Source organism: Winogradskyella sp., assembly GCF_965228925.1.
Taxonomy (GTDB): Bacteria; Bacteroidota; Bacteroidia; order Flavobacteriales; family Flavobacteriaceae; genus Winogradskyella.
This window is the reverse complement of sequence record NZ_OZ245845.1, coordinates 2286859-2313847: the sequence shown is the minus strand read 5'-3', so window position 1 is coordinate 2313847 and position 26989 is coordinate 2286859. Positions and strand designations below refer to the sequence as shown.

Annotated in this window: 6 protein-coding genes; 2 read left to right on the top strand and 4 right to left on the bottom strand. The window is 46.6% G+C overall.

The features are described from left to right. Positions 1–4: 4 nt before the first annotated feature. Complete coding sequence (locus ACO052_RS09330) at positions 5–15622, bottom strand: DUF7507 domain-containing protein (protein ID WP_422107739.1); 15618 nt, start codon at positions 15620–15622, stop codon at positions 5–7. A 494-nt stretch (positions 15623–16116) separates the two neighbouring features. On the opposite strand from ACO052_RS09330, the gene ACO052_RS09325 reads away from it, so the two are divergent. Both ACO052_RS09325 and ACO052_RS09320 read left to right on the top strand, forming a co-directional pair. Further along, complete coding sequence (locus tag ACO052_RS09325; RefSeq protein ID WP_422107738.1) at positions 16117–17706, top strand: peptide chain release factor 3; 1590 nt, start codon at positions 16117–16119, stop codon at positions 17704–17706. 142 nt (positions 17707–17848) lie between these two features. Continuing rightward, positions 17849–18079 carry a (4Fe-4S)-binding protein gene (locus ACO052_RS09320; protein ID WP_422107737.1) on the top strand — a complete coding sequence of 77 codons (231 nt, stop codon included), beginning with the start codon at positions 17849–17851 and terminating at the stop codon, positions 18077–18079. A 198-nt stretch (positions 18080–18277) separates the two neighbouring features. On the opposite strand, the gene ACO052_RS09315 is transcribed toward ACO052_RS09320, so the two are convergent. From ACO052_RS09315 to rpoB, 3 genes are all read right to left on the bottom strand, one after another. Further along, positions 18278–18595, bottom strand: a complete 318-nt coding sequence (locus ACO052_RS09315; RefSeq protein WP_422107736.1) for a DUF3467 domain-containing protein — start codon at positions 18593–18595, stop codon at positions 18278–18280. Between the two features lie 103 nt (positions 18596–18698). After that, positions 18699–23000, bottom strand: coding sequence for a DNA-directed RNA polymerase subunit beta' (gene rpoC, locus ACO052_RS09310; RefSeq protein ID WP_422107735.1), 4302 nt, complete (start codon positions 22998–23000; stop codon positions 18699–18701). 75 nt (positions 23001–23075) lie between these two features. Further along, the gene (rpoB, locus tag ACO052_RS09305) at positions 23076–26888 is read right to left on the bottom strand and encodes a DNA-directed RNA polymerase subunit beta (protein ID WP_422107734.1); all 3813 of its coding nucleotides are present in this window, start codon (positions 26886–26888) and stop codon (positions 23076–23078) included. Positions 26889–26989 lie beyond the last annotated feature (101 nt).

Here is a 26989-nt window from a genome sequence, read left to right as displayed (position 1 = left end):
AGTTTTATCTATTAATGTATAACCATCCTACTCTAGGTTCTGATCCATCCCCTAAGTCTAGAACATAATAATATGTTCCAACTGGTAATTCACCCGACTGGTTGATTACGGCTCTTCCGTTAGAAGTACCATCCCAATCGTTCAGGTAACCATTCTTAGAATAAACGATGTTACCCCATCTGTTATAGACTTCCAATTTATTGTTAGGGAAACGTTCTAAGCAATCAATAACGAAAGTTTCATTAACACCATCCCCATTTGGCGAGAACTCATTATAAATGGTCAAGCATATAGGATCAACCGATGCACTGCCTTCATCATTTGCTGGATTCACGTCTGTTCCACCATCTGCAATACTCACGAAAGCCGTGTTTAAATAATCCCCAATTCCAAGAACTTCGACGGTAATTTCAAGAATTTCAACCTGATCAGGATTTAACTGACCTACAGTCCATTCACCATCAAATTCAGAATAGGTTCCTGCCGTTGTAATTGCAGACACAAAGACATAGCCACTCGGGATTTGTTCGCTAATCACCACATTGGTCGCGGTGACATTTCCGATATTAGCCACTTCAATTGTAAATACAATTTCATCACCTACTACCGGTCGTATTTCATTGACTTCTTTGGTCACCTCTAAATCAAAAATTGAATTAACTTCAGTTACTGTCGGATCATCTGGGTCACCGTCGCCATTATCATCATTATCACTTGAATCATCAGGATCATCACTGGTATCTACAATATCATCTGTAGGATTTGCTAAATCACCCCCAGGTGCTTCAGCACTGACATTTGCAGAATTCGTAACAGATCCAATATCTAAATCAATTTGTGTAATCTCATAAGTCGCCGTATAGGTTGTATTATCAACTTCTCCCGGTAGCAACTGCGCTATTGGACCTCCAACTAGGTTTAACCCAGGTAATATATCTTCGACCACAATATTAGTTAAAGTGACATTACCTGTATTTTCGACAATGAATACATATGAAATAAGGTCACCCAAACTTCCTTCAATGCCGTCACCATTGGTATCAGCTAATGGAAGTGTCGTCTTAATGAGACTTATCATAGGCACTTGAATGATTTCCGTATCGGTAGGATCATCTGTACCTGTTGGATCAGTAGGATCATCACTATCATCGTCTACAGGATCACCCAATGGTGCTATACCGCTAGCTATGGCTTGATTTGTTACAATTCCGGTATCAATATCAGCCTGAGTTAAGGCATAAGTCGCTGTGTAAACAATGGTTCCTGTACCAACAACCATATCTTCTAAGTCAGCCTCACCGTCTTCATCACTTCCGCCACTGACATAAACCGGCGTTGGTAAAGTACCCGTTCCTGTAAAGTCCGCAGCATCTTCAGTAACACTCACATCAAAGACCGTTACATTTCCAGTGTTCGTCACCGTATAGGTATAAGTAATCATATCTCCTACATTTGCTACACCATCAGCACCCAAGTCTAAATTACTCGTCTTTTCTATCGCAATACTTGGTAACTGTGGTATACTTGTATCTGTTGGATCATCAGTTCCTGTTGGATCGCTTGGATCATCACTATCATCAGTAACACTGCCTCCTAATGGATCTGTTCCACTAGCAATGGCCTGGTTTGTAACAATTCCAGCATCGATATCAGCCTGAGTTATGGCATAAGTCGCTGTGTAAACAATCGTTCCTGTACCCACAACCATATCTTCTAAGTCAGCCTCTCCATCTTCATCACTTCCGCCACTCACATAAACCGGCGTCGGTAAAGTACCTGTTCCCGTAAAGTCGGCAGCATCTTCTGTAACACTCACATCAAAGACCGTCACATTTCCTGTATTCGTCACTGTATAGGTATAGGTAATGATATCCCCTACACTTGCTATACCATCAGCACCCAGGTCTAAATTACTCGTCTTTTCTACAGCTAAACTTGGTAACTGCGGTATACTTGTATCGGTTGGATCGTCAGTTCCCGTTGGGTCACTTGGATCATCACTATCATCACTAACAGGATCCCCAAGTGGGCCTGTACCATTTGTAGTGGCTTGATTTGTTACTACACCGGCATCAATATCAGCCTGAGTTATGGCATAAGTCGCTGTGTAAACGATCGTTCCTGAACCCACAACCATATCTTCTAAGTCGGCCTCTCCATCTTCATCACTTCCTCCACTCTGATAAACAGGTACTGGTAAGATTCCTGTTCCTGTAAAGTCTGCAGCATCTTCTGTAACACTCACATCGAAAACTGTTACATTTCCTTCATTAGTGACTGTATAAGTATAAGTAATGATATCTCCAACACTCGCAATGCCATCAACGCCTAGGTCTAAACTGCTTGTTTTTTCTATGGCTAAAATTGGATCTTGCGGTATAACGACCACCGTCGGGTCATCCACCGTATTGCCATCCATATCGTCGCCATCGTCACTAATGTCAACGATATCGTCAGGACCGCCCAATGGGCTGTCGCCTGTGGCCGTTGCACTGTTGGTCACATTACCTGCATCCACATCGGCCTGCGTAATGATATAGGTTGCTGTCACAGCTCCTATTCCGCCCGGTGCCAAAATCGATGGACTGATCGCCAAGTCAACACTGCCCGTAAGAGCATCGTCGATCGTGATATTGCTGATAGTCACATCACCTGTATTCTCTACAGTGAACGTGTAAGTAATCTCATCACCGAGACTAGCACCCGCCGGTCCTACATCATTGGTAATGAGTGCCGTCTTGGTCAGTTCCATCGCTGGATTCTGTGGTATAACGACCACTGTTGGGTCATCCACCGTGTTCCCGTCAAGGTCGTCCCCATCATCACTGGTATCAGTTATATCATCAGGGCCGCCCAATGGGCTGTCGCCCGTCGCCGTTGCACTGTTGGTCACATTACCTGCATCTACATCGGCCTGCGTAATGATATAGGTCGCCGTCACAGCTCCTATTCCGCCCGGTGCCAAAGTCGATGGACTGATCGCCAAGTCAACACTGCCCGTAAGAGCATCGTCGATCGTAATATTACTGATGGTCACATCGCCTGTATTCTCTACGGTAAATGTGTAAGTAATCTCATCGCCCAAGCTAGCTCCTGCCGGACCAACATCAGTTGTGATTAATGCCGTCTTGGTCAGTTCCATGGCCGGGTTCTGTGGTATAACGACCACCGTTGGATCATCCACCGTGTTCCCGTCAAGGTCGTCGCCATCGTCACTGGTATCCGTTATATCGTCAGGGCCGTCCAATGGGCTGTCGCCCGTGGCCGTCGCACTGTTGGTCACATTGCCCGCGTCCACGTCCGTCTGGGTAATGGTATAGGTCGCCGTTACCGTACCGGTCGCGCCCGGTGCCAAAGTCGATGGGCTAATCGCCAAGTCAACACTTCCCGTAAGCGCATCGTCAATCGCAATGTCGCTGATGGTCACATCACCTGTGTTCTCTACAGTGAACGTATATGTGATCTCATCGCCCAAGCTAGCACCCGCCGGTCCAACATCATTGGTAATGAGTGCCGTCTTGGTCAGTTCCATGGCCGGGTTCTGTGGTATAATGACCACCGTTGGGTCATCTACCGTGTTCCCGTCAAGGTCATCGCCATCGTCACTGGTGTCCGTGATATCGTCAGGACCGCCCAATGGGCTGTCGCCCGTGGCCGTCGCACTGTTGGTCACGTTACCCGCGTCCACATCAGTCTGTGTAATAATATAGGTCGCCGTTACCGTACCTACTGCGCCCGGTGCAAGTGTGCCCGGTACTATCGATACGCCCGTGCTACCCGTTAGGGCATCGTCGATCGTGATATTGCTGATGGTCACATCGCCTGTATTCTCTACGGTAAACGTGTAAGTAATCTCATCACCCAAACTAGCTCCCGTCGGTCCTACATCATTGGTAATGAATGCCGTCTTGGTCAGTTCCATGGCCGGGTTCTGTGGTATAATAACCACCGTTGGATCGTCAACCGTGTTCCCGTCAAGGTCGTCACCGTCGTCACTGGTGTCCGTTATATCGTCAGGACCGCCCAATGGGCTGTCGCCCGTGGCAGTCGCACTGTTGGTCACGTTGCCCGCATCCACGTTGGCCTGCGTAATGGTATAGGTCGCCGTTACGGTACCCGTTGCTCCAGGAGCAAGGGTCGATGGGCTGATCGCAAGGTCGACACTACCCGTAAGCGCATCGTCAATCGCAATGTCGCTGATGGTCACATCACCCGTATTCTCTACGGTAAATGTGTAAGTAATCTCATCGCCCAAACTAGCTCCCGCAGGTGCCACGTCATTGGTAATCAGCGCCGTCTTGGTCAGTTCCATCGCAGGGTTCTGTGGTATAATAACCACCGTTGGGTCATCTACCGTATTGCCGTCCAAGTCGTCCCCGTCGTCACTGGTGTCCGTTACGTCATCGGTACCGCTAGGGCTGTCGCCAGTAGCAGTCGCACTGTTGGTAACGTTGCCCGCGTCCACATCAGTCTGTGTAATAATATAGGTCGCCGTTACCGTACCTACTGCGCCCGGTGCAAGTGTGCCTGGTACTATCGATACGCCCGTGCTACCCGTTAGGGCATCGTCGATCGTAATGTCGCTTATCGTCACGTTCCCAGTGTTCTCAACGCTGAACGTATAGGTGATCTCGTCCCCGAGGCTGGCCCCCGCAGGTGCCACGTCATTGGTAATCAGCGCCGTCTTGGTCAGTTCCATCGCAGGGCTCTGTGCGATGGTTACAACGGTTGGGTCGTCCACCGTGTTCCCGTCAAGGTCATCGCCGTCGTCACTGGTGTCCGTTATATCGTCAGGACCGCCCAATGGGCTGTCGCCCGTCGCAGTCGCACTGTTGGTCACGTTGCCCGCGTCCACATCGGTCTGCGTAATAATATAGGTCGCCGTTACGGTACCTACCGCGCCCGGTGCAAGTGTGCCCGGTACTATCGATACGCCCGTGCTACCCGTTAGGGCATCGTCGATCGTAATATTACTGATGGTCACATCACCCGTATTCTCTACGGTAAATGTGTAAGTAATCTCATCGCCCAAGCTAGCTCCCGCCGGACCAACGTCCGTCGTGATCAATGCCGTCTTGGTCAGTTCCATCGCAGGGTTCTGAGGTATAACGACAACCGTTGGGTCATCTACCGTATTGCCGTCGAGGTCGTCGCCATCGTCACTGGTGTCCGTTACGTCATCGGTACCGCTAGGGCTGTCGCCAGTAGCAGTCGCACTGTTGGTCACGTTGCCCGCATCCACATCGGTCTGCGTAATAATATAGGTCGCCGTTACCGTACCTACCGCGCCAGGCGCCAAAGTGCCAGGTACTATCGATACACCCGTGCTACCCGTTAGGGCATCGTCGATCGTAATATTACTGATGGTCACATCACCCGTATTCTCTACGGTAAATGTGTAAGTAATCTCATCGCCCAAGCTAGCTCCCGCCGGACCAACGTCCGTCGTGATCAATGCCGTCTTGGTAAGTTCCATCGCAGGGTTCTGTGCGATGGTTACCACCGTAGGGTCGTCCACCGTGTTGCCGTCAAGGTCGTCGCCGTCGTCACTGGTGTCCGTTATATCGTCAGGACCGCCCAATGGGCTGTCGCCCGTGGCAGTCGCACTGTTGGTCACGTTGCCCGCATCCACGTTGGCCTGCGTAATGGTATAGGTCGCCGTTACGGTACCCGTTGCTCCAGGAGCAAGGGTCGATGGGCTGATCGCAAGGTCGACACTGCCCGTAAGCGCATCGTCAATCGCAATGTCGCTGATGGTCACATCACCTGTGTTCTCTACAGTGAACGTATATGTGATCTCATCGCCCAAGCTAGCACCCGCAGGTGCCACGTCGTTGGTAATGAGTGCCGTCTTGGTCAGTTCCATAGCCGGGTTCTGTGGTATAATGACCACCGTTGGGTCATCTACCGTATTGCCGTCAAGGTCATCGCCATCGTCACTGGTGTCCGTTATATCGTCAGGGCCGCCCAATGGGCTGTCGCCCGTGGCCGTAGCACTGTTCGTTACGTTGCCCGCGTCCACATTGGCCTGTGTAATAATATAGGTCGCCGTTACGGTACCCGTTGCTCCAGGAGCAAGGGTCGATGGGCTGATCGCAAGGTCCACACTGCCCGTAAGCGTATCGTCGATCCCGATGTCGCTGAGCGTCACGTCCCCGGTGTTCTCCACGCTGAAGGTATAGGTGATCTCGTCCCCCACACTCGCACCGGCCGGACCAACGTCCGTCGTGATCAATGCCGTCTTGGTAAGTTCCATCGCAGGGTTCTGCGCGATGGTTACCACCGTCGGGTCGTCCACCGTGTTGCCGTCGAGGTCGTCGCCGTCGTCACTGGTGTCCGTTACGTCATCGGTACCGCTAGGGCTGTCGCCAGTAGCAGTCGCACTGTTCGTTACGTTGCCAGCATCCACGTTGGCCTGGGTGATCGTATAGGTCGCCGTTACCGTGCCCGTTGCTCCAGGAGCAAGGGTCGATGGGCTGATCGCAAGGTCCACACTGCCCGTAAGCGTATCGTCGATCCCGATGTCGCTGAGCGTCACGTCCCCGGTGTTCTCAACGCTGAAGGTATAGGTGATCTCATCTCCGAGGCTGGCCCCGGCCGGACCGACGTCCGTCGTGATCAATGCCGTCTTGGTAAGTTCCATCGCAGGGTTCTGCGCGATGCTTACCACGGTCGGGTCGTCCACCGTGTTGCCGTCAAGGTCATCGCCGTCGTCACTGGTATCCGTTATATCGTCAGGGCCGCCCAATGGGCTATCGCCCGTGGCCGTAGCACTGTTGGTTACGTTGCCCGCGTCCACATTGGCCTGTGTAATAATATAGGTCGCCGTTACGGTACCCGTTGCTCCAGGAGCAAGGGTCGATGGGCTGATCGCAAGGTCCACACTGCCCGTAAGCGTATCGTCGATCCCGATGTCGCTGAGCGTCACGTCCCCGGTGTTCTCCACGCTGAAGGTATAGGTGATCTCGTCCCCCACACTCGCACCGGCCGGACCGACGTCCGTCGTGATCAGTGCCGTCTTGGTAAGTTCCATCGCAGGGTTCTGCGCGATGGTTACCACCGTCGGGTCGTCCACCGTGTTGCCGTCGAGGTCGTCGCCGTCGTCACTGGTGTCCGTTACGTCATCGGTACCGCTAGGGCTGTCGCCAGTAGCAGTCGCACTGTTCGTTACGTTGCCAGCATCCACGTTGGCCTGGGTGATCGTATAGGTCGCCGTTACCGTGCCCGTTGCTCCAGGAGCAAGGGTCGATGGGCTGATCGCAAGGTCCACACTGCCCGTAAGCGTATCGTCGATCCCGATGTCGCTGAGCGTCACGTCCCCGGTGTTCTCAACGCTGAAGGTATAGGTGATCTCATCCCCCACACTCGCACCGGCCGGACCGACGTCCGTCGTGATCAATGCCGTCTTGGTCAGTTCCATCGCAGGGTTCTGCGCGATGCTAACCACCGTCGGGTCGTCCACCGTGTTGCCGTCGAGGTCGTCGCCGTCGTCACTGGTGTCCGTTATATCGTCAGGGCCGCCCAATGGACTATCGCCAGTCACCGTAGCACTGTTCGTTACGTTGCCAGCATCCACGTTGGCCTGGGTGATCGTATAGGTCGCCGTTACCGTGCCCGTTGCTCCAGGAGCAAGGGTCGATGGGCTGATCGCAAGGTCCACACTGCCCGTAAGCGTATCGTCGATCCCGATGTCGCTGAGCGTCACGTCCCCGGTGTTCTCAACGCTGAAGGTATAGGTGATCTCATCTCCGAGGCTGGCCCCGGCCGGACCGACGTCCGTCGTGATCAATGCCGTCTTGGTCAGTTCCATCGCAGGGTTCTGCGCGATGCTTACCACGGTCGGGTCGTCCACCGTGTTGCCGTCAAGGTCGTCGCCGTCGTCACTGGTATCCGTTATATCGTCAGGACCGCCCAATGGGCTATCGCCCGTGGCCGTAGCACTGTTGGTTACGTTGCCCGCGTCCACATTGGCCTGTGTAATAATATAGGTCGCCGTTACGGTACCCGTTGCTCCAGGAGCAAGGGTCGATGGGCTGATCGCAAGGTCGACACTGCCCGTAAGCGTATCGTCGATCCCGATGTCGCTGAGCGTCACGTCCCCGGTGTTCTCCACGCTGAAGGTATAGGTGATCTCGTCCCCCACACTCGCACCGGCCGGACCAACGTCCGTCGTGATCAATGCCGTCTTGGTAAGTTCCATCGCAGGGTTCTGCGCGATGCTAACCACCGTCGGGTCGTCCACCGTGTTGCCGTCGAGGTCGTCGCCGTCGTCACTGGTGTCCGTTATATCGTCAGGGCCGCCCAATGGACTATCGCCAGTCACCGTAGCACTGTTCGTTACGTTGCCAGCATCCACGTTGGCCTGGGTGATCGTATAGGTCGCCGTTACCGTGCCCGTTGCTCCAGGAGCAAGGGTCGATGGGCTGATCGCAAGGTCCACACTGCCCGTAAGCGTATCGTCGATCCCGATGTCGCTGAGCGTCACGTCCCCGGTGTTCTCAACGCTGAAGGTATAGGTGATCTCATCTCCGAGGCTGGCCCCGGCCGGACCGACGTCCGTCGTGATCAATGCCGTCTTGGTCAGTTCCATCGCAGGGTTCTGTGCGATGCTAACCACCGTCGGGTCGTCCACCGTGTTGCCGTCAAGGTCGTCGCCGTCGTCACTGGTATCCGTTATATCGTCAGGGCCGCCCAATGGGCTGTCGCCCGTGGCCATTGCACTGTTGGTCACGTTGCCCGCGTCCACGTTGGCCTGTGTAATGGTATAGGTCGCCGTTACGGTACCCGTTGCTCCAGGAGCAAGGGTCGATGGGCTGATCGCCAGGTCCACACTGCCCGTAAGCGTATCGTCGATACCGATGTCGCTGAGCGTCACGTCCCCCGTGTTCTCCACGCTGAAGGTATAGGTGATCTCGTCCCCCACACTCGCACCGGCCGGACCAACGTCCGTCGTGATCAATGCCGTCTTGGTAAGCTCCATCGCAGGGTTCTGCGCGATGCTAACCACCGTCGGGTCGTCCACCGTGTTCCCGTCGAGGTCGTCGCCGTCGTCACTGGTGTCCGTTATATCGTCAGGGCCGCCCAATGGGCTGTCGCCCGTGGCCGTAGCACTGTTCGTTACGTTGCCCGCGTCCACATTGGCCTGTGTAATAATATAGGTCGCCGTTACGGTACCCGTTGCTCCAGGAGCAAGGGTCGATGGGCTGATCGCAAGGTCCACACTGCCCGTAAGCGTATCGTCGATCCCGATGTCGCTGAGCGTCACGTCCCCGGTGTTCTCCACGCTGAAGGTATAGGTGATCTCGTCCCCCACACTCGCACCGGCCGGACCAACGTCCGTCGTGATCAATGCCGTCTTGGTAAGTTCCATCGCAGGGTTCTGCGCGATGGTTACCACCGTCGGGTCGTCCACCGTGTTGCCGTCGAGGTCGTCGCCGTCGTCACTGGTGTCCGTTACGTCATCGGTACCGCTAGGGCTGTCGCCAGTAGCAGTCGCACTGTTCGTTACGTTGCCAGCATCCACGTTGGCCTGGGTGATCGTATAGGTCGCCGTTACCGTGCCCGTTGCTCCAGGAGCAAGGGTCGATGGGCTGATCGCAAGGTCCACACTGCCCGTAAGCGTATCGTCGATCCCGATGTCGCTGAGCGTCACGTCCCCGGTGTTCTCAACGCTGAAGGTATAGGTGATCTCGTCCCCCACACTCGCACCGGCCGGACCAACGTCCGTCGTGATCAATGCCGTCTTGGTAAGTTCCATCGCAGGGTTCTGCGCGATGCTAACCACCGTCGGGTCGTCCACCGTGTTGCCGTCGAGGTCGTCGCCGTCGTCACTGGTGTCCGTTATATCGTCAGGGCCGCCCAATGGACTATCGCCCGTGGCCGTAGCACTGTTGGTTACGTTGCCCGCGTCCACATTGGCCTGTGTAATAATATAGGTCGCCGTTACGGTACCCGTTGCTCCAGGAGCAAGGGTCGATGGGCTGATCGCAAGGTCCACACTGCCCGTAAGCGTATCGTCGATCCCGATGTCGCTGAGCGTCACGTCCCCGGTGTTCTCCACGCTGAAGGTATAGGTGATCTCGTCCCCCACACTCGCACCGGCCGGACCGACGTCCGTCGTGATCAGTGCCGTCTTGGTAAGTTCCATCGCAGGGTTCTGCGCGATGGTTACCACCGTCGGGTCGTCCACCGTGTTGCCGTCGAGGTCGTCGCCGTCGTCACTGGTGTCCGTTATATCGTCAGGACCGCCCAATGGGCTGTCGCCCGTGGCAGTCGCACTGTTGGTCACGTTGCCCGCATCCACGTTGGCCTGCGTAATGGTATAGGTCGCCGTTACGGTACCCGTTGCTCCAGGAGCAAGGGTCGATGGGCTGATCGCAAGGTCGACACTGCCCGTAAGCGCATCGTCAATCGCAATGTCGCTGATGGTCACATCACCTGTGTTCTCTACAGTGAACGTATATGTGATCTCATCGCCCAAGCTAGCACCCGCAGGTGCCACGTCGTTGGTAATGAGTGCCGTCTTGGTCAGTTCCATAGCCGGGTTCTGTGGTATAATGACCACCGTTGGGTCATCTACCGTATTGCCGTCAAGGTCATCGCCATCGTCACTGGTGTCCGTTATATCGTCAGGGCCGCCCAATGGGCTGTCGCCCGTGGCCGTAGCACTGTTCGTTACGTTGCCCGCGTCCACATTGGCCTGTGTAATAATATAGGTCGCCGTTACGGTACCCGTTGCTCCAGGAGCAAGGGTCGATGGGCTGATCGCAAGGTCCACACTGCCCGTAAGCGTATCGTCGATCCCGATGTCGCTGAGCGTCACGTCCCCGGTGTTCTCCACGCTGAAGGTATAGGTGATCTCGTCCCCCACACTCGCACCGGCCGGACCAACGTCCGTCGTGATCAATGCCGTCTTGGTAAGTTCCATCGCAGGGTTCTGCGCGATGCTAACCACCGTCGGGTCGTCCACCGTGTTGCCGTCGAGGTCGTCGCCGTCGTCACTGGTGTCCGTTATATCGTCAGGGCCGCCCAATGGACTATCGCCAGTCACCGTAGCACTGTTCGTTACGTTGCCAGCATCCACGTTGGCCTGGGTGATCGTATAGGTCGCCGTTACCGTGCCCGTTGCTCCAGGAGCAAGGGTCGATGGGCTGATCGCAAGGTCCACACTGCCCGTAAGCGTATCGTCGATCCCGATGTCGCTGAGCGTCACGTCCCCGGTGTTCTCAACGCTGAAGGTATAGGTGATCTCATCTCCGAGGCTGGCCCCGGCCGGACCGACGTCCGTCGTGATCAATGCCGTCTTGGTCAGTTCCATCGCAGGGTTCTGTGCGATGCTAACCACCGTCGGGTCGTCCACCGTGTTGCCGTCAAGGTCGTCGCCGTCGTCACTGGTATCCGTTATATCGTCAGGGCCGCCCAATGGGCTGTCGCCCGTGGCCATTGCACTGTTGGTCACGTTGCCCGCGTCCACGTTGGCCTGTGTAATGGTATAGGTCGCCGTTACGGTACCCGTTGCTCCAGGAGCAAGGGTCGATGGGCTGATCGCCAGGTCCACACTGCCCGTAAGCGTATCGTCGATACCGATGTCGCTGAGCGTCACGTCCCCCGTGTTCTCCACGCTGAAGGTATAGGTGATCTCGTCCCCCACACTCGCACCGGCCGGACCAACGTCCGTCGTGATCAATGCCGTCTTGGTAAGCTCCATCGCAGGGTTCTGCGCGATGCTAACCACCGTCGGGTCGTCCACCGTGTTCCCGTCGAGGTCGTCGCCGTCGTCACTGGTGTCCGTTATATCGTCAGGGCCGCCCAATGGGCTGTCGCCCGTGGCCGTAGCACTGTTCGTTACGTTGCCCGCGTCCACATTGGCCTGTGTAATAATATAGGTCGCCGTTACGGTACCCGTTGCTCCAGGAGCAAGGGTCGATGGGCTGATCGCAAGGTCCACACTGCCCGTAAGCGTATCGTCGATCCCGATGTCGCTGAGCGTCACGTCCCCGGTGTTCTCCACGCTGAAGGTATAGGTGATCTCGTCCCCCACACTCGCACCGGCCGGACCAACGTCCGTCGTGATCAATGCCGTCTTGGTAAGTTCCATCGCAGGGTTCTGCGCGATGGTTACCACCGTCGGGTCGTCCACCGTGTTGCCGTCGAGGTCGTCGCCGTCGTCACTGGTGTCCGTTACGTCATCGGTACCGCTAGGGCTGTCGCCAGTAGCAGTCGCACTGTTCGTTACGTTGCCAGCATCCACGTTGGCCTGGGTGATCGTATAGGTCGCCGTTACCGTGCCCGTTGCTCCAGGAGCAAGGGTCGATGGGCTGATCGCAAGGTCCACACTGCCCGTAAGCGTATCGTCGATCCCGATGTCGCTGAGCGTCACGTCCCCGGTGTTCTCAACGCTGAAGGTATAGGTGATCTCGTCCCCCACACTCGCACCGGCCGGACCAACGTCCGTCGTGATCAATGCCGTCTTGGTAAGTTCCATCGCAGGGTTCTGCGCGATGCTAACCACCGTCGGGTCGTCCACCGTGTTGCCGTCGAGGTCGTCGCCGTCGTCACTGGTGTCCGTTATATCGTCAGGGCCGCCCAATGGACTATCGCCCGTGGCCGTAGCACTGTTGGTTACGTTGCCCGCGTCCACATTGGCCTGTGTAATAATATAGGTCGCCGTTACGGTACCCGTTGCTCCAGGAGCAAGGGTCGATGGGCTGATCGCAAGGTCCACACTGCCCGTAAGCGTATCGTCGATCCCGATGTCGCTGAGCGTCACGTCCCCGGTGTTCTCCACGCTGAAGGTATAGGTGATCTCGTCCCCCACACTCGCACCGGCCGGACCGACGTCCGTCGTGATCAGTGCCGTCTTGGTAAGTTCCATCGCAGGGTTCTGCGCGATGGTTACCACCGTCGGGTCGTCCACCGTGTTGCCGTCGAGGTCGTCGCCGTCGTCACTGGTGTCCGTTACGTCATCGGTACCGCTAGGGCTGTCGCCAGTAGCAGTCGCACTGTTCGTTACGTTGCCAGCATCCACGTTGGCCTGGGTGATCGTATAGGTCGCCGTTACCGTGCCCGTTGCTCCAGGAGCAAGGGTCGATGGGCTGATCGCAAGGTCCACACTGCCCGTAAGCGTATCGTCGATCCCGATGTCGCTGAGCGTCACGTCCCCGGTGTTCTCAACGCTGAAGGTATAGGTGATCTCATCTCCGAGGCTGGCCCCGGCCGGACCGACGTCCGTCGTGATCAATGCCGTCTTGGTCAGTTCCATCGCAGGGTTCTGCGCGATGCTAACCACCGTCGGGTCGTCCACCGTGTTGCCGTCAAGGTCGTCGCCGTCGTCGCTCGTGTCGGTTACATTTACATCTGCTGGACTATCGCCATCAGCTAATACACTATTGCTAAAGCCACCTGCATCTACGGCATCCTGTGCGATAACATAGGTCGCCGTATAGGTCGCTAGCTCGCCAACGCCCAAGATACCCTCTATATTGTCTGAATTTAATGGGTCGAAGGTTGGACCAGTGGTCAGGGTCAACGGATTTCCGTTGGCATCCTCGAAGGTATCGACGATACCCACGCCGTCAAGGATCACATTGCCCGTGTTCGTTACTTCTATGGTATAGGTCACCGTATCGCCCAAACTGGCACCCACGGGAGCTACGTCGTTGGTGATCGCCACAGTCTTCACCGCTTCTATGCTTGGACAGCTAGCAAAGTTTAAAACCAATGGCGTATTTGACACCTCAAAACATGCAGGAGTAGATTGATATCTTACACTTGGTGTATACGTATCTGGAGGTAAATTGTTAAATACATTAGATGTTTGCCATGTCTGGTCATTTGTACCGCTAAGGCTCGTTAAACTATACTCAATAGTACCCCCACCATTATCTGTAGCATCAACGGTAATTGATCCTAAATTAGTAGGGCACGATGGTTGAACTGCAGCCGTAGTTACCTCAATTGAAGGAGGCGGTGTATAAGATAAAGGATCGTATAGAATAAATGCTTTTCCATCTCCACCATCAACACCAGAAGAACCACTTTGTGTAATTCTTATACCTTGTATGGTTGTACCTCTAGGAGAAAAGGCCGTCAACGGATAAATCGCCATAAAAATATTCTGACCAAAATCTGCAACCGCGGTTGTAAATAGATAATCCGCGGATGTCACGGTAACTGCACTGCCAATTAAATTTTGAGAGCCATCCAAAGCTTGAACAGTCAACTGATTATTACCGTTTCTTTCTGTTATTACAACGTATTTATTGGATGAAGATGTAATTGGGGAATTATAAATAAATTCCACAAAATCTGTTGGATCAATCCCATTATCCAATGATAAATAATGTCTAAGATCTCTATTTGCATTTGCTTCAATAAGTGCAGGGTCAAAAATGGCTGGACCATCTGTAATGTCGTTTATAGTTACTGTTTGGTCAACAATAAATTGATTAGCAGCAGCAGGATTGGCAAATTGATAGTTTGTTGCTGATGGTCTAATGATACCTGTGAACAAATTCGGCTGAAAAAATATGTCGACAAAATCTAAAGTTGCAGGAAGTGTTGGATCTGTTGGATTCGAAACACCTATATTAACCTGAGCTGGAGTTATGGGAGCCGATGGATTACTAGGAGCTAGAACGTCTGGACAGGCATCATCACTACATTCAAACGGGGCTTGAAATACAGTTGGATTCTGAAGCCTACAAACAGGCAAATCTGAAAAAGACGCCACTAAGTCTACTGACGAGCCATCAGAACTAAGAACGACATCGACAAAGGTATGTGGAGACGTTAGACCTACTACCGAAACAGAGGCTGTACCATCACCTGATAAATCTAATGTTCCTGTTGCAGGTGCATCTGTAAAGGTAACCGTAATATCTGCAGTAAATGTATCATCGTTAAAATTACTAGGTGTGCCATTATCATTACACGCATCGATATTAGATTCACTTATATCCGTAATTAAACAGGTCGTACAGGCTGAAAAATCAGTTAAATCGGTTACGGCTGAATTTGTGCCTAATGCATAGTTAATACCTGCTTCTGTAACTAAACCGTTACCATCTACCGTCGCAGGATCCACAGCACCAAACTGACCACCATCGCCACCATCTGCAGTGTCACTTGAGTAGGCTTCATTAGCATCTGAACAACCTTCTTCATCACTATCCAAATTTTGGAAATTGAAACTTCCATTATTGAATGTATCAATAGGCGTTAACAATTCTGCTGCATCGTCTGCACCATTGCTATTTATATCTGCGAAACCCGCATCATTTATATCTATTCGGCCATCACTATTTGTGTCTTGGGCTCCGTAACCAGCCTCATCAACATCATAAATACCATCGTTATCACTATCCAAGTCCAAATAATCTGGAATTAAATCACTGTCGGTATCTGTGGGATTTGTCGAAGGGTCATTATCCAGATCTAGATTGGCATCTTCAATACTATCTAAAATACCATCGTTGTCATCATCGATATCTGCGGCATTTAAAACTAAATCAGAATCACAGTCACCTGTTGCCGTTGTATCAGCGCATTGGGCATGCAACTCTAAAGAAGAAATTATTAAGACGAATAAAACAGTGAAAAAATACTTGATAAAGTACGTCATCGAGAATCGGCTAAAGATTTTCATATTATTATATAGTTGGTGTATAATTTAATTTTCACACTAGGCCTAACGAATAGATTTATCTGTTAAAATCAAATGCATTCGTTAGCCTATAAACAAACTTTTAAGTAAAAGTCTAATACTAAAAAACCTTAGTGTTCCTCTTAAAGATCACTAGTCTAAAAAAGTCACCAAATACTTAATGTAAATACTTATCGATAATATAAAAGAAGAGACCAGCTATAAATCAGCTTCAATTTGTGAAAGTAAACTATTGATTTGGGACAACTAAACACAGTAATTTAATATTAATACTATTACTAATTTAAAATGCGGTGTAAAGTAATGAGAGAAATTTTAAAAAAATTAAAAAATCGATGAATTGACAAATTATCCTACCAATATTAAAATAACTGGATTATATGAATATATTTTTAATAATGAATTAAAATACTTTCGATTATTTTAATTTTGCATTTCTTTAAAGAATACTAATGACTTTTAAATCAGAAATTAATAGGCGTCGAACGTTTGGAATTATCTCTCATCCTGATGCTGGTAAGACTACGTTAACCGAAAAATTGTTGCTGTTTGGTGGTGCTATTCAAGAAGCTGGTGCCGTTAAAAGTAACAAGATAAAAAAGGGTGCTACCAGTGACTTTATGGAGATTGAGCGCCAGCGTGGTATATCTGTTGCCACTTCTGTTTTGGCTTTTGAATACAATGGTATTAAGATAAACATTCTCGATACTCCTGGCCACAAAGACTTTGCTGAAGATACCTTTAGGACCTTAACTGCGGTAGATAGCGTTATTGTGGTCATTGATGTTGCCAAGGGTGTTGAGGAGCAAACCGAAAAGCTAGTTGAAGTTTGCCGTATGCGACATATCCCAATGATTGTTTTCATTAATAAATTAGATCGTGAGGGTAAAGATGCTTTTGATCTTTTGGATGAAGTTGAACAAAAGTTGGGCTTAAAAGTAACCCCTCTTAGTTTTCCTATAGGCATGGGCTATGACTTTAAGGGCATCTATAATATTTGGGAAAAGAATGTCAACTTGTTTCAAGGAGACAGCAAGCAACATATAGATGATACGGTCGAAATTTCTGATTTAAATTCAAAAGAACTTGATGAATTAGTAGGAGAGCATTCAGCACAAACTCTTAGAGATGAAATTGAATTGGTGGATGGTATATATCCTGAATTTAATAAGGAAGCATACCTACAGGGTGAGTTGCAACCTGTATTCTTTGGTTCGGCTTTGAATAACTTTGGGGTAAGGGAACTTCTGGACTGTTTCATTGAAATTGCGCCTAAACCAAGGCCTAAACAAAGTGATGAACGCCTAGTAGACCCTGAGGAAGAAAAGTTTACAGGGTTTGTATTTAAAATCCATGCTAATATGGATCCCAATCATCGCAACCGATTGGCTTTTGTTAAAATAGTATCCGGAGAATTTAAGAGAAATACTCCTTACCTCCATGTAAGGCATAATAAAAAATTTAAATTCTCTAGTCCAAATGCTTTTTTCGCTGAAAAAAAGGAAATTGTGGATGTTTCATATCCTGGTGACATTGTTGGACTACAGGATACGGGAAACTTTAAGATTGGTGATACTTTAACCGAAGGAGAAATCCTTAATTATAGGGGTATTCCGAGCTTTTCACCTGAGCATTTTAGATATATCAATAATGCCGATCCAATGAAAGCCAAACAATTGTATAAAGGTATTGACCAATTAATGGATGAGGGTGTGGCACAACTTTTTACCTTAGATTATAATGGAAGAAAAGTGATCGGAACTGTTGGTGCGCTTCAGTATGAAGTGATTCAATATCGACTTGAACACGAATATGGTGCTAAGTGTACTTATGAAAATCTCAATGTCCACAAAGCATGCTGGATACAGACCGATGACGAAAAAAGTGATGAATTTAAAGAGTTCTTAAGGGTAAAACAGCGCTATTTAGCGAGAGACAAACAAAATCAACTAGTTTTTCTAGCTGATTCATTGTTTTCACTTCAAATGTCCCAACAAAAATATCCTAGTATAACCTTCCATATGACCTCTGAATTTGAATAAAATCTGTGTGCATTTCATCGAATAGGGACTAAAAATAGTGTATTTTGTCGATGATATTTGATTTTTATCGATATTTTATGTATTCTTGATCGTGTAATATCTAACTTAATTTAGAGATTAACCCCAAACTAATCTACTTATTATGGATGTAAATGCAAACGTTTTCAGTAATGAAGATATTACTGTAACCTACGAACCTCGTTGTTGCGTAAATGCTGGTATTTGCGCCAAACAGCTCTCAGATGTTTTCAGAAATTCTGTAATTCCATGGATTGATTTAGATGGTGCTAATACTGACGCCATTATAAATCAAATCAAAAAATGCCCTTCGGGTGCATTGAAGTTTCACCTTAACCAAAAGGATGTCGCCTAATGATTAGGCTCTGAACCTTTAAAAATAAAAACCCTTTGAGATCAATCAAAGGGTTTCTTGTTTTATGCTTGTCCGGTAGGACCGAAATTTAATCCGACTTCGCTAAAGCTACGATCGGATAAGAGGTATTGGAGGTTGCTGCATATAAACATGTCGAGCAACCTTTTGCAAATAGTTACATCTAACAACCATTTTATCTTAAGCCTGTCCGGTAGGACCGAAATTCAGAGGTATTGGAGGTTGCTCGTAATCCTTGATTTCCCCATGTGCTTTTTCAAAACGATGCACATTGTCGCCTAAAGCCTTTAGTAAGCGTTTAGCATGTTGCGGTGTTAATATAATTCTGGATTTGACCTTACTTTTTGGGGTACCAGGCATAATGCTCACAAAGTCTACCACAAATTCTGAGACCGAATGATTTATAATTGCCAAATTAGAGTATATGCCTTCGGCTACTTTTTCATCTAACTCTATATTAATCTGTCCTTTTTTTGGAGTGTTTTTTTCGTCTGCCATAATATAAATAATGTTATTATTAAAAGTTTAAAAGCCTCCATACATTAGTTTGTATGAAGGCTTTGTTTATTAGATTCCTGCCTTCGCAGGAATGACAAAAATTCTAGTTGAAGTTCATTTCTTCCTTAGCTTTCATCATTTCATCAAACTCTTCCTTAGAACCTACAATGATGTTATCATATTCTCTCACACCAGTACCTGCTGGTATTCTATGTCCTACAATAACATTTTCTTTAAGTCCTTCAAGTGTATCCACTTTACCATTTACGGCAGCTTCATTAAGCACTTTCGTTGTCTCTTGGAACGATGCTGCTGAGATAAATGACTTCGTTTGTAACGACGCTCTTGTAATACCTTGCAAGATTGGTGTTGCCGTTGCTGGTTTTGCATCTCTAGCTGTCACCAAATTTTTGTCTTCTCTTCTTAGTACTGAGTTCTCATCTCTTAGTTGTCTCACGGAAACAATTTGTCCTGACTGTAAATTCTCTGAATCACCAGCATCTTCTACGACTTTCATTCCGAAAATTTTATCATTCTCCTCTATGAAGTCCGACTTGTGAACCAATTGGTTTTCTAAGAAAATCGTATCACCAGAATCCATAATCTTAACCTTACGCATCATCTGTCTCACAACAACTTCAAAGTGTTTATCGTTAATCTTCACACCTTGTAAACGATAAACTTCTTGTACTTCATTTACTAAATATTGTTGTACTGCAGAAGGCCCTTTGATATTAAGAATATCATTAGGTGTTATTGAACCATCAGATAATGGCATACCCGCTTTTACATAATCGTTTTCTTGTACAAGAATCTGATTAGATAGCTTCACTAGGTATTTCTTAACCTCACCTAATTTGGACTCGATGATAATTTCACGGTTACCACGCTTAATCTTACCGAATGATACCACACCATCAATCTCACTAACGACAGCTGGATTGGAAGGATTACGTGCTTCAAACAGCTCAGTTACACGTGGAAGACCACCTGTAATATCACCAGCTTTAGCTGATTTACGAGGAATCTTCACTAAGATCTTGCCGATTTCGATTTTCTCTCCATCGTCAATCATGATGTGAGCACCTACTGGTAAATTGTAAGAACGAATGGTTTCTCCTTTAGAATCTTCAATCAATAATGTTGGAATTAACTTCTTGTTTCTTGATTCTGAAATTACTTTTTCTTGGAAACCTGTTTGTTCATCTATTTCTACTTGGTAGGTCACCCCTTGTTCAATATTTTCATACTTTACTTTACCAGCAAATTCTGAAATAATGACACCATTATATGGATCCCATTGACAAATAACATCACCTTTCTTAACCTTAGCTCCTGGCTTTACAAAGACATGAGAGCCATAAGGAATATTGTTCGTACTTAAAACGATACCTGTTTTAGCATCAACTAATTTTAATTCTGAAGTTCTCGAAATCACAACATCTACTTCATTACCTTCGTTATCCGTAGATTTAACCGTTTTAAGATCTTCAATTTCAGCAATACCGTCAAACTTAACCGTCAATTTGTTCTCTTCGGAAATGTTACCTGCAATACCTCCTACGTGGAATGTACGTAAGGTTAGCTGTGTTCCAGGCTCTCCAATAGATTGGGCAGCAACTACACCTACAGCTTCACCTCTTTGAACCATTTTACCGGTCGCTAGATTACGTCCATAACACTTCACACAGATACCCTTTTTGGCCTCACAAGTTAGTGGGGAACGCACTTCTATAGATTCGATCGCAGAATCGCCAATTTGTTTTGCAATAGCATCATCAATATGTCCGCCTGCTTCAACAATCAACTCTTCTGTATGTGGATCATAAACATCATTTAGTGAAGTTCTACCCACAATTCTAGACTCTAATTTTTCTACAATCTCTTCATTCTTCTTAAGTGCAGAAACTTCTATTCCTCGTAATGTACCACAATCTTCTTCGTAAACAATAACATCTTGTGACACATCTACCAAACGACGAGTTAAGTAACCCGCATCGGCCGTTTTAAGAGCCGTATCCGCAAGACCCTTACGTGCACCGTGCGTTGAAATAAAGTATTCTAAAATTGAAAGTCCCTCCTTAAAGTTTGATAAAATTGGGTTTTCAATAATCTCACCACCACCTGCATTAGATTTTTTAGGCTTAGCCATCAAACCACGCATACCAGTTAACTGACGAATCTGTTCTTTAGATCCACGAGCACCAGAATCTAACATCATAAATACCGAGTTAAATCCTTGCTGGTCTTCACGAATACGCTTCATAGATAATTCTGTCAATTCTGCATTGGTCGATGTCCAGATATCAATGACTTGGTTGTAACGCTCATTATTCGTAATAAGTCCCATATTATAGTTACCCATAATACCATCTACCTTTTTATTGGCAGCGTCTATCATTCCGTGTTTTTCTTCAGGGATAATGATATCACCCAAACTAAATGACAAGCCACCTTGGAATGCGAACTTATAACCTAAAGTCTTGATCTCATCTAAAAACTCTGCTGTTTCAGGAACTGAGGTTACTTTAAGTATCTTACCAATAATATCTCTCAAGGATTTTTTGGTCAATACCTCATTGACGTAACCTGCTCGTTCTGGTACTTTTTCATTGAAAAGTACACGTCCAACGGTCGTTTCTATAATTTGAGTCGTTAACTCACCTGCTTCATTAAAGTCCTTGGTTCTTACTTTTATACCCGCATTAAGGTCAACTTTCTTCTCATTGTAAGCAATGGTAACTTCTTCAGGGGAATAGAAAGTAAGACCCTCACCTTTAACGGTATACTCATTATCTGTTTTACGCAACTTGGTCATATAATATAGACCGAGTACCATATCTTGAGAAGGAACGGTTACTGGAGATCCATTGGCAGGGTTCAGAATATTATGAGATGCCAACATTAATAGTTGTGCTTCTAATATAGCTTCTGGTCCTAATGGTAAATGCACCGCCATTTGGTCACCGTCGAAATCGGCATTAAAGGCCGTACACACTAATGGGTGTAACTGTATCGCTTTACCTTCAATCAATTTAGGTTGGAACGCCTGAATACCAAGTCGGTGTAACGTAGGAGCACGGTTGAGTAATACTGGATGTCCTTTTAGAACATTCTCTAAGATATCCCAAACTACAGGCTCTTTTCTATCAATAATTTTCTTGGCGGATTTTACAGTCTTAACAATACCTCTTTCAATTAATTTTCTAATGATGAAAGGCTTGTAAAGTTCTGCTGCCATATTCTTTGGCAATCCACATTCGAATAGCTTTAATTCTGGTCCAACGACAATTACTGAACGTGCTGAATAATCCACACGCTTACCTAGTAAGTTTTGACGGAAACGACCTTGCTTACCTTTAAGCGAATCTGAAAGTGATTTTAATGGTCTATTAGAATCCGTTTTTACTGCCGATGACTTACGTGTATTATCAAACAAGGAATCAACAGATTCTTGTAACATACGTTTTTCATTACGTAGAATCACTTCAGGAGCTTTGATCTCCACCAATCGCTTTAAACGGTTATTACGGATAATTACACGACGGTATAGATCATTTAAATCTGAAGTAGCGAAACGTCCACCATCTAACGGCACTAATGGTCTCAATTCTGGTGGAATTACAGGAATCGCCTTCATGATCATCCATTCTGGCTTATTCTCTCTGTTTTCGTTCGATTCTCTAAAGGCTTCAACTACTTGTAAACGCTTTAAAGCCTCTGTTTTACGCTGCTTAGACGTTTCATTGTTAGCACTGTGTCTTAAATCGTATGACAACTGATCTAAATCGATTCTGGCTAACAAATCGATAAGACACTCAGCACCCATCTTAGCGATGAACTTATTTGGATCAGTATCTTCTAAATATTGGTTTTCTTGTGGAAGCGATTCTAAAATATTTAGGTATTCTTCTTCTGTTAAGAAATCCATTTTTTGAACGGGCTCACCTTCGGCATTTAAGGCATTACCTGGTTGAATCACCACATAACGCTCATAGTAAATGATCATATCTAATTTCTTAGATGGTAATCCGAGCAAGTAACCTATTTTATTTGGTAATGAACGGAAATACCAAATATGTGCTACAGGCACTACTAGATTAATGTGCCCTACGCGATCTCTACGTACTTTCTTTTCTGTAACTTCAACACCACAACGGTCACAAACAATACCTTTGTAACGTATTCTTTTATATTTACCACAAGCACATTCGTAATCCTTAACAGGTCCAAAAATACGCTCACAGAACAAACCATCCCGCTCTGGTTTGTGGGTTCGATAATTAATAGTTTCTGGCTTTAATACTTCGCCTCTTGACGCTGCTAAAACAGACTCAGGTGACGCTAAACCGATTGAAATTTTATTAAACTTCAGTACTGTATTCTTATCTTGTTTTCTTGCCATTTCTTTTTATAGTATTCGATGTTCAGTGTTCAGTGCGCAGTGCCTACTGCCAACTGTTTACTGGTAACTATTTTATTATTCTTCTAATCTAATATCTAATCCTAAACCTTTCAATTCGTGCATAAGTACGTTGAACGATTCTGGTAGTCCTGGTTCTGGCATTGGCTCACCCTTAACGATTGCTTCGTAAGTCTTAGCTCTACCAATAACATCATCTGATTTTACAGTTAAGATTTCACGCAGTGTACTTGACGCTCCATAAGCCTCGAGTGCCCAAACCTCCATCTCACCAAAACGCTGACCACCAAACTGTGCTTTACCACCTAATGGTTGTTGTGTAATCAGTGAGTAAGGTCCGATAGAACGCGCGTGCATCTTATCATCGATCATATGACCAAGCTTAATCATATAGATCACACCAACTGTTGCTGGTTGGTCAAAGCGATCACCGGTTCCACCATCATACAAATAGGTATGACCAAATCTAGGAATGCCTGCTTCATCAGTGTAAGCATTAATTTGATCTAATGTCGCACCGTCAAAAATTGGTGTTGCATAAGTCTTTCCTAAATCTTTTCCAGCCCAACCTAATACGGTTTCGTAAATCTGTCCGATGTTCATACGAGAAGGTACACCAAGTGGGTTCAATACGATATCTACAGGTGTTCCATCCTCTAGGAATGGCATATCCTCTTGACGAACAATACGTGCCACAATACCTTTGTTACCGTGACGACCTGCCATCTTATCCCCAACTTTCAGCTTACGTTTCTTAGCGATGTAAACCTTAGCCAGTTTGATAATTCCCGCTGGTAATTCGTCACCAACAGAAATCGTAAACTTCTCGCGTCTTAAAGACCCTTGAAGATCATTTTCTTTAATCTTATAGTTGTGAATTAAATCGGCAACAAGCTCATTTGTATGATCATCTGTTGTCCATTTACCTGAAGTTAAATGTGTATAATCATCTACAGCATTTAACATCTTCAAGGTGTATTTCTTACCTCTTGGGATAATCTCTTCACCTAAATCATTGTAAATACCTTGAGCAGTTTTACCATTTACGATAGCAAATAGTTTTTCAACCAAGATATTCTTAAGATCATCAAAACGGTTGTCATAAGCATTTTCTAATGCTTCGATATCTTCCTTATCTTGAGCTCTCTTACGCTTATCTTTTACGGCTCTTGCGAATAATTTTTTATCGATAACAACACCGTTTAACGATGGCGAAGCCTTTAATGATGCATCTTTTACATCTCCAGCCTTATCACCGAAGATCGCACGTAAAAGCTTTTCTTCTGGTGTTGGGTCCGATTCACCTTTTGGTGTAATCTTACCTATTAAGATATCTCCTGGTTTGATTTCAGCACCAATTCGGATCATACCGTTTTCATCAAGGTCTTTAGTCGCCTCTTCAGAAACATTTGGTATGTCATTTGTCAATTCTTCATTACCAAGTTTTGTATCTCTTACTTCTAATGAATACTCATCAATATGAATAGATGTAAAGATATCATCTCTTACAACTTTTTCTGAGATTACAATAGCATCCTCGAAGTTGTAACCTTTCCAAGGCATAAAGGCTACTTTCATATTTCTACCTAAGGCCAACTCACCATTTTGTGTTGCATAACCTTCACAAAGTACTTGTCCTTTGATTACCTTATCACCTTTTTGAACGATTGGTTTTAGGTTGATAGACGTACCTTGATTGGTCTTTCTAAATTTCACTAATGGATATTCCTTCACATCGCTATCAAAGCTTACCATAGCTTCTTCCTCGGTACGCTCGTATTTAATCACGATTTTATCCGCATCTACATACTCTACAATACCTTCACCTTCTGCATTGATCAATACTCTTGAATCTGACGCTACTTGTCTTTCTAGACCTGTACCAACTATTGGTGCTTCTGGTCTTAACAATGGAACAGCCTGACGCATCATGTTAGATCCCATCAATGCACGGTTCGCATCATCATGCTCCAAGAAAGGAATTAATGATGCAGAAATCGATGCAATCTGATTAGGTGCCACATCCGTATAGTTGACGTTTATTGGTTCAATCACAGGGAAATCGCCTTCTTGACGTGCAATGACCTTGTCATGAGTTATCTTACCAGCATCATCAACTTCAACAGTAGCTTGAGCAATCATTTGCTCCTCTTCTTCTTCTGCACTCAGGTACGTCGGTGCATTTTTAATATCAACAACACCTTCTTCAACTTTTCTATATGGTGTTTCAATGAATCCCATTGAATTGACCTTAGCATAGACTGAAAGTGAAGAAATTAATCCAATATTCGGTCCTTCTGGTGTTTCGATTGGACATAGACGGCCATAATGCGTATAGTGAACATCACGAACTTCGAAACCTGCTCTTTCTCTCGATAAACCACCAGGTCCTAAGGCCGATAAACGACGTTTATGCGTAATCTCTGCTAATGGATTGGTTTGATCCATAAATTGAGATAGCTGGTTGGTTCCAAAGAATGAATTGATTACTGAAGACAAGGTCTTAGCATTAATCAAATCGATTGGCGTGAATACCTCATTGTCACGAACGTTCATACGCTCACGAATGGTACGAGCCATACGCGCTAAACCAACACCAAACTGAGATGATAATTGTTCACCAACTGTACGTACACGACGGTTAGATAAGTGATCGATATCATCAATCTCTGCCTTAGAATTGATTAACTCAATTAAATATTTAATGATGGTTATGATATCTTCTTTGGTAAGTACTTGCTTATCCATTCCGATATCCAACCCTAATTTTTTATTCATTCTGTATCGACCTACTTCACCTAGAGAGTAACGTTGGTCTGAGAAGAATAACTTGTCAATAATACCACGTGCTGTTTCCTCATCAGGTGGTTCAGCATTACGCAATTGACGATAGATATGTTCAACAGCTTCCTTTTCAGAGTTTGTTGGATCTTTTTGTAATGTATTATGAATAATCGCATAATCGCCTTGCTGTGCACTTTCTTTGTGTAAAAGAATGGTTTTTACTTCAGCTTCAAGGATTTCTTCGATATTGTCTTTATCAACAATCGTATCACGATCTAAAACAATCTCATTACGCTCAATAGATACTACTTCACCTGTATCTTCATCCACGAAATCTTCATGCCATGTGTTAAGTACACGTGCTGCTAACTTACGACCGATAACTTTCTTTAATCCGGTTTTAGAAACTTTTACCTCTTCTGCAAGGTCGAAAATCTCTAAAATGTCCTTATCACGTTCGAAACCAATGGCACGGAACAATGTCGTCACTGGTAACTTTTTCTTTCTATCAATGTAAGCGTACATAACGCTATTGATATCTGTAGCAAATTCTATCCAAGAACCTTTGAAAGGAATAACTCTTGCTGAGTATAATTTGGTTCCATTAGCATGGAAAGACTGGCTAAAGAATACACCAGGTGATCTGTGTAACTGTGATACTACAACACGCTCTGCACCATTGATACAAAACGTTCCACTAGGTGTCATATATGGGATTGTACCTAAATATACATCCTGAACGATAGTTTCAAAATCTTCGTGCTCTGGATCGGTACAGTATAATTTTAATCTTGCTTTTAAGGGTACGCTATAAGTCAATCCTCTTTCAATACATTCTTCAATAGTATATCTTGGTGGATCGATGAAATAGTCTAAAAATTCTAACACGAATTGATTTCGTGTATCTGTAATTGGAAAATTCTCCATGAAGGTGTTATATAAACCTTCGTTTCCTCTTTCTTCTGATTTTGTTTCTAATTGGAAAAAATCCTGGAAGGATTTTATTTGGATATCCAAAAAGTCTGGGTAATCTGTTCTATTTACAATAGAAGAGAAATTAATTCTTTCAGCCTTATTTGCTTGCATTGATGAACGAGATTTTTATTAAAAAAACTAAAATATGTATATAACGTTTATATACACAAAAGGGTTTAGGTCTCAGAGAACTACTCCAGACCTAAACCATA

Coding starts and splice junctions, on each gene's coding strand:
- ACO052_RS09330 (WP_422107739.1), bottom strand. CDS start 15,622: ATGACGTACTTTATCAAGTATTTTTTCACTGTTTTATTCGTCTTAATA.
- ACO052_RS09325 (WP_422107738.1), top strand. CDS start 16,117: ATGACTTTTAAATCAGAAATTAATAGGCGTCGAACGTTTGGAATTATC.
- ACO052_RS09320 (WP_422107737.1), top strand. CDS start 17,849: ATGGATGTAAATGCAAACGTTTTCAGTAATGAAGATATTACTGTAACC.
- ACO052_RS09315 (WP_422107736.1), bottom strand. CDS start 18,595: ATGGCAGACGAAAAAAACACTCCAAAAAAAGGACAGATTAATATAGAG.
- rpoC (WP_422107735.1), bottom strand. CDS start 23,000: ATGGCAAGAAAACAAGATAAGAATACAGTACTGAAGTTTAATAAAATT.
- rpoB (WP_422107734.1), bottom strand. CDS start 26,888: ATGCAAGCAAATAAGGCTGAAAGAATTAATTTCTCTTCTATTGTAAAT.